Below are 12406 nucleotides of genomic sequence, written 5' to 3'. Positions count from 1 at the left end.
GACCGGTCAGTAACTGCCACAGCACGCAGCCCAGCGAGTAGAGTTCAGAACTGACTGTCCGGGAGGCCCCCGTCCCGATCAACTCGGGGGCAATTCCGTCGTAGTGATCCAGCGTCAGATCATCGTGAATGGTCATGAACGGGTGCAGTACCGGCTGGATGGCTCCGTTGACGAGTACCGCAAGACCGTTATCCGTGAGCCGGATGTTCGACATCCGAATGTCGCCGTGAAGAATCGATCGGGCATGCAAAGCCGAAAGACCTTCCAGCAGTTGCTTGCCAATTTCGAAGACGACTGTCGCGGGGAATCGACCTCGGCGCACAAGTAGCTGGTTCAGGGGCAGTCCGGGAACATAACGGCAGACCAGATCAACCGATTTCTGTTCGAGCGGCAGAACTTCGTTTGGAACAACAAGATTCGGATGCGCGAACCCCTTCATCTGCCCGGCAGCGATCGTCATCTCGCGATGAAGTTCCGAAGCACACTCTATTTCCACAAGCTGCCGCTTGATCACACAACGTTCTCGTCGATCGAGTCGTCTAACCAGCAGTGTGCAGCCTCGTTGACTTCGTCCGAGCTCATCGATGGTGACAAACGAGCCAACGCGGAGCGAGTCCCCTCGCCCGATTTCCAGTTGGCGGGCCTGATAGGGAGTCAAAAGGCGTAGTTGGACCAGCGAGTCAATCCAGACGGAATCGAATGCCGGCAGGTCCGACGCAAGTCGTTTCACGCGGCCGCGGGCCCGGCGAAGATCGCTGGGCTGACACAACTGGAGTTCTGTCAGTTGTCGAACCAGTTGTTCAGATGGTGGCTCATACACGACGAAAACATCCCTGAATGCGACTCGTCCGGTGACCCGCATTGCCGCTTTGAATTGAAACGACTCACAAGGCCACCATGACTTAGGAATCGTTGTCGCAGAATCGGGAAATTTGAGCAATACGCCAATGCGTATGGCAAGTTGATGGCAGCAATTCTAGGAGCGTGGACTTCACAAAGTAAACCCGCTGCTCGTTTCCTTAAATGCCTCAGCGGCGATTTCAGTCGCCGTGTTTACTCCGTTCTCTCAGAAGGTCACTGCAGCTTTTGAGCGAATTTTTCTCTTGCTCGGAAAGCGACTGCAATCCATGTTCGTGCACTTTGGCGAGTAGCGAGTCCAGTTCTTCTTCGACTTGTGCTTGCCGCGTTTGCTCGAGTTGTTCGCGTCTGACTCGTCGCTGTTCGCGCCAGCTTTCCAGCGGGCCGTGAAGAGATTCCCGAGTCGACACCGTATTCGATCGTTCAAGCGTCTCAGCATCATCCAGCAGGTCATCATCACTCGGTCCCGCTGCATCCAGTGCTTCAGCCAATTCCAGCTGGAAGTACTGGATGAGATTCATGGTCAGGACGAAGGTACCGATGAGCACCACCTGGCTGTTATCGAACGAGGCACCCCCAATCAGAATCAGCATCGCTACAAAGATTCCGATATTGATTGCGGTCCGATTAACGAACTCAGGAGCGATCCGGGTCAGCAGTGCAGCACGCAGGATGTGTCCGCCATCCAGGGGCAGGACGGGAAGCAGATTGACTAAAAGCCCAATCCAGTTGGCCGTGAACAGGAGCAGTCCGATGTCCTGCCAGATGGTTGCAGCCTGAAGTGAGCCGATCGGCAAGACAAACGGATTCAGCGACGACGGCAATGTCTGTGGTGCGTACCATCCTGGAAAGGCAAACAGGCAGATCAGCAGGTTAAGCGCAGGCCCTGCCGCGGCAGTGAGTCCCATCCCGAAGGCCCCGCGCGCGGGGCTGACTTGAGCGAGACCACCGACGGGAGTCAGCAATACCTCATCGGCTCGCCCACCGGTCCAGCGAGCAGTGAAGACATGCGCAAACTCATGAAGAAGGACACTCAACAGCAGCAAACCCGAGAATGTCATCCCCAGCGTAAAGCCATATCGCGGACAGACGACCAGGGGGACAATTGCCAGCCAGATACTCAGCCGCACATGGGTCGAAAACAGACGCCCTGCGGAAACCGATAGATGCATCCAATTCAGACGGTCGTTCATTGCTCATGCACCTCGAATCGGGCCACAAACCGCTGAAGTCCTGCGAATCGCCCTCGCCGGGTCGGGCTCTTCATGTGGTTCGTCTTAGTATCGTAGCCCTATCCCAGCTTGCCGACAATCGTCCATTAGCCTTTCCAGTCGCGAATTCCAGCGTCGCCAGAAATCGCCGTCGGATGTCATTAACGTAAGCAAAAAACGGAACTTATCGAAGTCGAAGACTGGTTAAACACGGTGGACTTTAACCCCACCTCGGCACTCATTTTTGACTCGAGATCAGCCCCGATTCGGGACTGCTTGCAGTCGCATACAACTTGCGGGGAATCCGTCCTGCACCGGCTGCAAGATGCCCCGCACGGCAGGCGAGCCGCATCGCTTCAGCCATCTGCGGTGGGTTTTGCGCCGACGCAATCGCCGTGTTCAACAGCACTCCATCACAGCCAAGCTCCATCGCATAAGCGACATCACTGGCGGTTCCAACCCCCGCATCAACGATCACAGGATAGTCGGGGTCATCCGCCTTCAAGTACTCCAGGCAGATGCGAATGTTATTGGGGTTCAGCACTCCCTGACCGCTTCCAATCGGACTACCTGCAGGCATCACTGCAGTGGCCCCCGCCTCTTTCAAACGGCGCGCCATGATCGGGTCATCTGAAGTGTAGCACAGCACCTCAAACCCATCCGCGACGAGTTCCCTGGTTGCTTCCAGGGTTGCAACCGGGTCCGGCAAGAGTGTCTTCTTGTCGGCCAGAACTTCCAGCTTCACCCAGCTCGCACCCGGATTTTCGAGTCCGAGCAGGATCTCACGACCGAGCCTGGCAGTACGGACGGCGTCTTCTGCGGTGAAGCACCCTGCGGTGTTGGGCAGAATGGTGTACTTCGACAGGTCGATGAAATCGAGGATATTCCGGCCGGACGCATCCACGAGTCGTTCACGTCGGACGGCGACGGTAATTACATCGGCCCCACTGATCGTCAGGCACTCACGCATCAGTTCGAAGGTCTCGTACTTGCCAGTCCCGACGATCAGCCTTGACCGGAGTGAGTGTGTTCCCAGACGCAGCGGTGCACCATTTTGTTCTGTCATCGTCGCGGTTCAGCCTCCACCAACAAGAGTGACTATTTCGATTTGATCATGAGCGGCAATTTTCGTCTGGCTATGCTCGGCCCGCGGGATAACTCGTCGATTCAACTCCACCGCCAGAAACCGGGGATTCAGCTTCAAACTGGCCAGCAGCTCGGCAACTGTCAAACCAGGTGCAACAGACTGTTGTTCGCCATTCACGAGAATCGAAAGCATGATGGTCGGCTAAGTCGTATGTGAGATGAAGAAACCCGGTATCCAGGACACCGGGTTTACGTTTTTCTGATTGCGTGAAATATCAGATCACCAATTGTCTGTCACGTTTTCGATATCGACTCCGGAGACGTATGCCCGTAATGCACCGTTTCGGGTGGAAACAGCCTTAAAGACATTCAGGTCCACCTTCTTGGAGACGACCTTCGACGAACCATCGACGAGTGCAAAGCAGGCCAGATCGTTATGACCGCTGCCAAAGCTGAAAAACTGGAGAGGGGCTGAATTCGCTGCGGTGGCTGTCCAGTAGGCATCCCACACATCGGGATGTGCTGGATCGTCCCAGACACGAACGCAGCAACTGAAGCCATCCGCCCAGAAACCGTACAGGCTGTCGCCGAGAATGATCGTGTTCGACGTACCATCGGTCACGTCCCCCATCCGCACAGAACTGCCATCGTAGAGCATTCCATTCGGAACCTTCGGGGCGTTGTTGGCTGCGGTACTGGTGTCGTAGGCCCCCATATTTCCACGGTAGGTGGCATAGGCCCAGCCCTGAGACATTCCCGAGCCGGGTCTGGACGAGGGAAGCGAGTTAGCACTGGGGCAGCGGTATGACTGAATCGTTGTTCTCAGATACTGTTCATTCGGCGACGCAACATTGTTAGAGCCGAACTTGGGCTGAGCGAAGTCGATATTGATCGTTCCCTCACCCATTTGCGACAGGATGAACGAGTGCCAGCCCCATTCGGGAGCCATGTACCATTGCGTGACGGTCGTCTTCATTTTCTGTCGATTCAGCACCGTATCGACGATCGCCGGTTCGGGCAGAGTTCCAATCTGGCCCCCTCCCGTCCCTGGTTGAATGAACCCCGAGGGGAAGCACCGGAAGGCACTTTCATAGTTGTGCATCGCGAGCACAATCTGCTTGAGATTGTTCAGGCACTGCGCCCGCCGTCCTGCTTCACGTGCCTGCTGCACCGCGGGAAGTACCAAGGCGGCCAGAACTGCAATAATCGCAATAACGACAAGCAGTTCGATCAACGTAAAGCCCTGTCGTGCGGGCCGGCTGGCGCAAACGTGACGACGAATCATAACGTGATTCCTTGGGATTGAGCGGCGATCATTGTGTCGTCGTCGCCATCTGATTCAGACGTATCTGTCCATGAATGACACTGACGCTATTGAGTGACGCTAACAAAACAACAGGCAGTTTTCAAACCCTGACTTCAACCTGACTGGAAATTCGTCCATCCACCTTCAGTTCAAAGTTCCCTGACCGAAAAGAACACCCGATCACCAGAAATGGCCAGCCAGTCCGCTATTGGTTAAGTCGGTATAAGTACTCACCCGACTTCCGGACGAGCAGAACCCCCTCGTCTTCCCGATTGGCGAACGACTCAACATCAATGGTCTTCGGATCACGGTAGCCAAGATTGATCCGGCGACAGGTCTCTTCCGGAATCCCGCTGGCCAGTGTGACCTGAACTCGTGGCTTCTCAACGCCGTTTTCGTAGGTGCCGCCCCCACGAACATGAGTCGAATGCGCCAGCACACCCCAGGGGTAATCTTTGAACCGATCCCACTGCTTGGTGAAGTAGTCGCGAACGTGGTAGCCCACCTGTTCGATCAACTTGCCATGCGTCACCGAGATTTCGTGCAGATGCGGCGCATAGATAATCAATTCGCCCCCGTCGGCCACGACCGGTTCCATCTTGTACATGCATTTCCCGGCCACCCACAGTTCGTCGTACATCGGGGGTGCACACGAGAGAACCTGTTTGAACGGCCGATCGTAGCGCTTGATGTGAACCCGACTCGAGAGATCCGCCGCATTGCTCCATGCACTCTCTGGAGTGCCGTAGTAAAGTCCATGCAGACTGTTGTCAGACGAGACCACCAACGTGATCGCCCGGCGCGTCTGGGGAATCATCGACGCAGCAGCATCGACGACCCGGCGCACTGGTGTATCCTTCACCCCGATGATCCCCGCATTGGTAATCAGGGCTCCCAGCCAGTGGAAGAAGTTCAGAATTTCCGGTCCGCCGATTCCCGGGAAAAAGTATTTATTCCCCCCCGAGAACCCGACCACCTCGTGCGGAAAAACCGGCCCCAGTACCAGCAGCAGGTCGTAGTCCTTAATCCGCGAATTGATCTGGACTGGAACTTCCAGCGACAGCAAGCCTCCAGAAAGTTCTTCGGTTTCCTGCTTTGTCAGCGTCCCCAGCGTCAGCAGCCGTTCCGGTCGGTCCCATTCATGGTTAAAGGCCTGCAACTGATAGAACAGCCGACGTCGCTCGTCATCGTCAATCCCGAGCAGACGTGCGATCTGTGAGTCGGACATGGGGGGATGAGTTCCCAGAGCGACGAGCACATCCAGCGACTGACAGTGGGGACGAACCTCTCGAAACAGGGCGTCGAACAACAGTGGCAGCGGCGCTGTTCGAGTGGCGTCAGGGACGATCAACAGGACTCGCTGACCGACAAAGTCATCCTTCGGCAAGGCGTTAAACCACTCACGGACCTGAAATGGCGAAAGCGAAGGGATGGATTCTGGCATTGAATTTCGTCTGAGAGAGATTTCTGCAAGACACGAAACACGGTCCGCATTTATAGCAATTTCGGTCGCGACTCCAACTCAACGCGGAACGACAAAGCCCGCGCAATTGAACCCCGGTTTCATCGACGGTCACGACTCGTTCAGCCACTCCAGCGCCTGATCATCGTCCGTTTTTCGTGCGGGACCATCTGTCAGACGAATGGTCGGAGGCGTGATGGCATCAGGACTGGGCAGAGGATACGAGGGAGCCGGCGGCCGCTGAGGGGGTTGTTTTCGTTTGCTGCTCCGTCCCACATCCAGGCCAGCTTTCTCGAGCAGACTCATCTCAAACGGATCGACGTCTTCGATCGTCGGAGGAACTCCGTTCGGATCGGGAGTGTACTGAATTTCGAATGGGTGACGAGCGAATGCCAGGGTGTCACCCGACTGGAGAAATCGCTCTTCGATCCTTTCGCCGTTGACCTTTGTCCCGTTACGACTGAGGTCCGTCGCCCGCCAGTAGCCGTTGATGTATTCCAGACGGCAATGATGGGACGAAACATTCGCAAAATCCAGCCGGATATCGCAGCTGGGACGACGGCCTACAATCAATTGAGGCTTGAGCAGAGGAATCGGATCGCCACCACCAACCGGAACGAGAAACCCCAACATACAGAATTGTCCCTTCATCGTTCACAAGGCGGTGCGGTACATCAACGACCTGCGTAAGCTGACGCGGCCCCCCACGCCACCCTGGAGGCGGATGGGACGAGAGACCTTGTCCCTGCATTTTCGCTGTATTTTTCAGAGCCCGCAATCAAAAGTGTCGGCAATCACTTCGACAGATTCAATACAAAAATTGATTTCTTTGCGAACTGCCGGAATCTGCAGAACTGCCAACCAGAACATCTTCCAGCCCCGCATCTCGCGACGGGCTGACGGCCAGTTCCTCGCCATGAACAGCGTGGAGAGTAGCCTCACCGTGATGTTCGGAAAATGGCCAGAGGCATTGAGCACCTTCGTGGGCATCTTCATGAGCATCTTCCTCGTCCCCCCCGAATTCTGGGGAGGGCGTCTGTTGCGGCGCAGGATCGCTCCACTGCGTAGCCTCCGTTCCCGACTTTGTTTCCTCTACTGCCAATTCTTCCCGCAACCAGTTGGGCATCGATTCCCGATAGATCCCCAGCAGATCTCCCTCAGGTGAAACCAGCGGTTCCTCAAGCAATTCTTCACAGGCGGGTCCGTCCTGGCCGGGCAGGGACCAGAACCACTGATTTTTCACTTTCATCGCCCGGCATCCCAGGCTCTTGAAAGCACGCCGCAGCGTGGAATAGCTGATGTCGTAGTAGCTGGCGTTGCTGCGGATCCAGATTGACGACGCGCGTCCCGGTGTCAGTTGATCCTTCAGCCATCGTGTCACCCGCTGAATCTCGTAAACCTCTTCACGGACCAGCGGATTCTTCAGTTTTACAGCCATTTGATGCTGATAGTCAGCACTCGAGAGGGCAACTGGTTCGCTGTTCCAGACAAGCCTCCCTTCGTCGATCACGAAAGCCCGTCCGGCAGGAGTCGCCGTGAGGTTGGTTTTCACCGGGAGCAGAAGCCTCTGGCCTGGATGTTCCAGGTCCTCGGCCGCCAACAGGACAGAGCGTGCGGCATTCATTAGTTCGTGATAGGCAGCACATCGAATGCGACTTCCTGTTTTCGCAGTGACGTTGGTCACCACCAGTACCGCAGCACCTGTTCGATGAGCCAGTTCCACCAGCCGAGACACGACCTCAACGCGGTCTCGCCTGTTGTCCGTCGGCCCGAAGAACCGATCAATCGGATCGATGACGATTAACCCGATCTCTTCCCCCGCGTCGGCGAGTTCTTCCAATGACTCTTCCAGGCGCGACAGATCCTGCTTCAGCCGAAACAAGCGGGGTTCACGACACTCCGTTGCCGGCGGACAATCTTCAGCCGCAAGGGACGACTCGTCCGTCGACGAGACACATCGGCTGTCACCCGGTTCGCTCCCCCTCAGCACATACACACACCGCGTATTGCCCCCGGCGGCGGCCAGGCGCGGCAGTACGGTATCGTCCGCCGCATCCTCGGCCGACAACACGACCACCGATCGGGGCCGCTTTTCGAAACATCGTTTGCTTCCGTACTCATGGTCAGCTTCGCCGTGCCACCCCTCGCTGCCGGGAGTTCCAGACACAGAACCCGTGCCCCGTGTCACCATGGCGGCCAGGTGCAGAGCCAGAAAACTCTTACCGATTCCCGGCTCACCCGTCAGCAGCGACAGCTTGCCGAACGGAATGAGCCCCTCGCAGGCCCAATCGATCGACCTCGGCGTCACGTCTGACAACCTTTGCAAAAGTGCCTGTGCCACCATTTTCGATCCTCCTTGCGCGACACCAACAACACGACACCCGACGACTCCGAACCTTATCGTACAACACAACTTTTTTTCCGCAAGACCAATTTGGCTGATGAGCGGCTTATGCAAGACGCAGCGATAAACGGACTGGCAGTTCGAGAATCGTTTCCACGAGAAATCCGAGTCAGGCACTGCCAACACCAGGAACCGAAAAGATCTCGTTCGGCACGGGCCGCTTCGGTTTCAACCCGCTGAGTGTGTGTCCGATCCCGGCGAAACGGCCACTTCTGCAGGGCTCGCAGCCCGACAAACAGACCTGGGGTGACGACGCAATCTGACCGTAGGGCGAGCCTCAGCCTTCAAGGCTTGAGCGACGGTTGAAAGCAAACTTTCCGACACTGCCGCGCACGAATTCGGAGCATTCGCGACCGCGTCCCGAGAGGCCGGATCGCCCCCCTGCAACACACACTGCGCGGCACCGATTGAAAACAGACCACTCGGCCTTGATTGGATCTGCCACGTCCATCGTGCAGGAAGAACTCTTCCGGAGACCTGCCACTACGTCGGAGCCCTCTGTTTCGACCAGAGACGGAGCGGCTTCTCGTATTTTTATGGAGAGAACGAGAGCACAGGAAAATCCGGACCGTCACGCCGTGACGCACGACTTTCCCTGCCCCCGATTTACACACACATGGAAAGTCGCGAGGCAGAATCCAGGCTGCCCGGATGATCCCGGCAACTTACTCTGGCTTCTTGGTCGCCGTCAGCCAGACAGAATCGAGTTGAACTCCGAGGCGACCGGGCACCCTGGCGGATCGTTCAATCTCTCGCGGCATGGTCGTAGTCCCCATGATCCGGATTGGACCTGAAAACGCTTCGCCATTGGAAGTCAGCGTCAGCTTCACTTCTCCTGCGCTCGGACCAGACGGCTCAGAGATCACCGCAGATCCGGTGACACTGGTCGGAAGCCCGGCCGCCTGAATTGTCACAGGTCCCACCGCCTCAGCCGCGGACGCCCGTCGGATAATCTTGACGGTGACTTCCGTCGGCTTCTCCGGTTCCAGCACGATCGAATCGCTGGCCAGTGAAACTTCGAAGTCCGCCTGCTCGTTCCGGATTGTCAGCAGATACCAAGCGCGGTCTCCACCTTTCCGAAAGCGATCTCCCACCGTGACGATGTAGTCCCCGTCGTGGGCCGCGGTATGTCCGATAATCGAATCTTTGGTGGGTCCCGAATCATCCACGTCGGCAACGACAGCCCCGGTCGGATCGGTCAGGGTTAACACGGGATCGAGTGTCAGGTCCAGACTGCGGGCTTCGACCGAAATCAGAATCTGCTGTCCTTTCTGGAGTGGAAGTCGATAGCGATTTGGAACCTTCGGCCGCTTCAGGCAACCTGTCAGAGAAACGGGAACCGTCACCGGGAACGGTTCGCGGTCTTCCAGCGAAGGCTGATCCGTCACCGCGGGATAGGGTGTCAGACGGACCCGCGTTGCCAGCGAGAAATCGGGCAGGGAGGCAAAACCGATGCGGGCATCGGGTGAGCGGCGCAGGTCATCGCTCAGTTCGTATTCCTGATAATCACCCAGCCTTGCCCCCCCGAATGGAACCACGTTCAACAGAGACTGCGCGGGAAGATTCCACCCAGCGATGCTCGGTTGGCCCGGGTCGGACAGCGGGACCGACAACGGCACGGCATGAGTCACCAGAGGTCCGGTCGTTAGCGTCAGCCGGTAGATCAGATGGGCCCCCCCCGTGAACCGGATCGACGAATCCGGTTGGGATGGAAAGGCGAACATGCGGACGATGTAGGTTCCGTCCTTCCGGGCGGTGAATGTCAGCCGGGGGTCCAGCTTCAAGTCGTCATGATTCTCGGCCAGTACGATTCCGTCCGGAGACACGACCTGCAGAATCGAGTCCATCGGCGAGCCGAGACGGGTGTTAGCATCAACGGCCGCAACCAGCGTCTGACCTGCGGTCAATTGAACGGCATAACTGTCGACATCTGCCCCATCCTTCAGAGCGGCGTTCACCGTCATGGGAAGCTGCTCGACCTTCGTCGCGTCCCCCAATCGATTATTCGGCTCGGTCTCGGTGAGTTCAGGATGACTGCCGATCAGGAATGGAGCAACAGCCGAAGCTCCTTCCGCGTCGTAATAACGAATCCAGACCCGGTCGGCCATCAGGTCAGCCGGGATCGTGATCTCGATCTTGCCCGACTCGGCTGTCGGTACCGCTTCAACCCCCGGAGCCCAGATCTTTACTCCCGGCCAGTTGTACGTGCCGGCACTGGTGACAACCACCTTCGATCCGCGCTGGCCCCCTGCCGGAAACAGGTGCGTCAGTGTCGGTGGGGCCGCCTCCGCCGCCGGGGCGAAGCAAAAAGCCAGGCCCAGGCAGGCCCCCAGGAAAAACCTCTGACTGGCTTTTCCGAGCCGACTTCCGCACGAAGTTCGAGTTTGATTCGACAAAAAACGCTGAGCAGGATCGCGATACCGACAGGTCATAACAGTCACTCGTCCTCACCGACAGGTTGCCCCAGTCCGATTCAATTACATCAATTCCGCGATGGGGCGAGAATCGCTGACCAGGTGTGTTGGCCGGCCTGCACCGTTGTAGAGGATCTTGTCCGGATCGATTCCCATCTTGAGATAGACGCTGGAGACCAGATTTTCAGGTGCGTACACCTTTTCCACGGCCGCGTAACCGCGTGGGTCGGTCGCTCCGATGACCTGACCGCGAGGAGTCCCGCAACCGGCTGCAAGGATCGAGATGGCACTCGACCAGTGATCACGGCCCGGTGTCGTCGATCCCGGCAAGGTGGAGATCGCCGGAGTACGTCCGAATTCTCCCATGACGAGAACGAGCGTCGTTTCGAGCAGACCACGTTGATCCAGGTCATCGATCAGCGTGGCAACGACTGAATCCAGATTCTGCCCCTTCTTTCGGAAAGCGGGGAAAATATCTGAGTGATGGTCCCATCCCCCGTTGTAAACGGTGACAAAGGGGACTCCCGCTTCGATCAAGCGGCGTGCGAGCAGTGCCTGCTGACCGAATGAGTTGCGACCGTAGGCCTGTCGCACTTCATCGGATTCGCGATGGATTTCAAACGCGCGCTGGGCGACGTCCGATGTCATCAGCGAGACAGCCTGCTGGAAGTTTTCGTCGGTCCCCACGACCGGATCCCCGGCCGCTTCATGGTGATAACGGACGAACTGGTCCAGCCTGGCCCGCATACTGCGTCGACTTAACGCTCGAGCGTCTTCCAGATCACGAGGGATCGTGACATCGCGAACGCTGAACTTCTCGTTGTTGGGATCGTCGCTGATCACGAATGGAGCATGACGAGCCCCCAGAAAGTTGGGTCCCCCTGAACGGGCCATTTCCGGCAGTGAGAAGTACGGTGGCAGTCCGTCTTTCGCTCCTCGTTCATACGAGACAACCGATCCCATGCTGGGATGGAAACTGACGAACGCACCACAACTGACGGGGATTCGGGTCGGAGCCCCCGTCGTCATGTAATGGTTTCCCGCACCATGATTGTTCTGGTCATGACGAACCGAGCGAATGACCGTCAGCTTGTCGCTGATGGCGGCCAGTCGCGTCATATTCTCCGAGAACAGGACACCGGGAATCTTGGTCTGGATCGGCTGGAAATCGCCGCGAATTTCTGACGGAGCATCTGGCTTGGGATCGAAGGTTTCGAAGTGACTGGGGCCGCCATCCAGCCAGACCAGAATACAACTGGTCTTCGCCGGTGCGATTGCGGAGGCACCATCATGGGCCCCTACGCGGGCCCGCAGTGCATCGACGAATCCGCCAGCAAACAGGCTGCCCAAACCGAGCTTCAGGCAGTCGCGACGTTTCATACCTTCGCAGTTTCGATTGATCGTCATGGATGTAGGGTTCCTTCTCTCGTGTCTGGCTTATCCGATGTTCTTTTTAATCAGTCAGTTCAGTCGATAAACGAGAACTCGGGTGTGTTGATCAGCGTCCAGAACAAATCCTCGATCGCGCGTCGTCGTTGATCTCCTTCGGGCAGATACTCTAGCGCCGCCAATCGTTCTTCTTCTCTCGGGTTGCGGTTGTAAATCAGCAGATATAACTCATCGACAATCTCCGCGTTCGACTTGTCGCTGGCAGCCAGCTTCGCA

At 57.2% G+C, this 12406-nt stretch carries 11 protein-coding genes; all 11 read right to left on the bottom strand.

The window, feature by feature from the left end:
• A partial coding sequence (locus VGE80_RS19915; protein WP_440593869.1) for a serine/threonine protein kinase occupies window positions 1-820 on the bottom strand: 820 nt, incomplete at its 3' end.
• 220 nt (window positions 821-1040) lie between these two features.
• On the bottom strand, window positions 1041-2051 hold the full coding sequence (locus VGE80_RS19910) for a site-2 protease family protein (RefSeq protein WP_373651339.1): 1011 nt from the start codon (window positions 2049-2051) through the stop codon (window positions 1041-1043).
• Window positions 2052-2307: 256 nt separating this feature from the next.
• Complete coding sequence (locus VGE80_RS19905) at window positions 2308-3135, bottom strand: thiazole synthase (RefSeq protein WP_397570727.1); 828 nt, start codon at window positions 3133-3135, stop codon at window positions 2308-2310.
• A gap of 9 nt (window positions 3136-3144) precedes the next feature.
• On the bottom strand, window positions 3145-3348 hold the full coding sequence (gene thiS, locus VGE80_RS19900; RefSeq protein WP_440593868.1) for a sulfur carrier protein ThiS: 204 nt from the start codon (window positions 3346-3348) through the stop codon (window positions 3145-3147).
• An 87-nt stretch (window positions 3349-3435) separates the two neighbouring features.
• Window positions 3436-4440 (bottom strand): DUF1559 domain-containing protein, encoded by a 1005-nt coding sequence (locus tag VGE80_RS19895; RefSeq protein ID WP_373651336.1) that lies wholly within the window; start codon window positions 4438-4440, stop codon window positions 3436-3438.
• Between the two features lie 226 nt (window positions 4441-4666).
• Window positions 4667-5905: a lactate racemase domain-containing protein gene (locus VGE80_RS19890; RefSeq protein WP_440593867.1), complete on the bottom strand. Its 1239-nt coding sequence runs from the start codon at window positions 5903-5905 to the stop codon at window positions 4667-4669.
• 129 nt (window positions 5906-6034) lie between these two features.
• The gene (locus tag VGE80_RS19885; RefSeq protein ID WP_440593866.1) at window positions 6035-6556 is read right to left on the bottom strand and encodes an FHA domain-containing protein; all 522 of its coding nucleotides are present in this window, start codon (window positions 6554-6556) and stop codon (window positions 6035-6037) included.
• 175 nt (window positions 6557-6731) lie between these two features.
• On the bottom strand, window positions 6732-8267 hold the full coding sequence (locus VGE80_RS19880; RefSeq protein ID WP_440593865.1) for an AAA family ATPase: 1536 nt from the start codon (window positions 8265-8267) through the stop codon (window positions 6732-6734).
• Between the two features lie 725 nt (window positions 8268-8992).
• Window positions 8993-10759 carry a PPC domain-containing protein gene (locus VGE80_RS19875; protein WP_440593864.1) on the bottom strand — a complete coding sequence of 589 codons (1767 nt, stop codon included), beginning with the start codon at window positions 10757-10759 and terminating at the stop codon, window positions 8993-8995.
• Window positions 10760-10804: 45 nt separating this feature from the next.
• A complete protein-coding gene (locus VGE80_RS19870) occupies window positions 10805-12148 on the bottom strand; it encodes a DUF1501 domain-containing protein (RefSeq protein ID WP_440593863.1) in 1344 nt (447 codons plus the stop codon).
• A gap of 59 nt (window positions 12149-12207) precedes the next feature.
• Window positions 12208-12406: hypothetical protein (locus tag VGE80_RS19865; protein WP_440593862.1), on the bottom strand; the 199-nt coding region annotated here is incomplete at its 5' end.

This window comes from Schlesneria sp., assembly GCF_036405755.1.
Lineage (GTDB): Bacteria > Planctomycetota > Planctomycetia > Planctomycetales > Planctomycetaceae > Schlesneria > Schlesneria sphaerica.
This window is presented reverse-complemented; position numbering and strand designations above follow the sequence as displayed.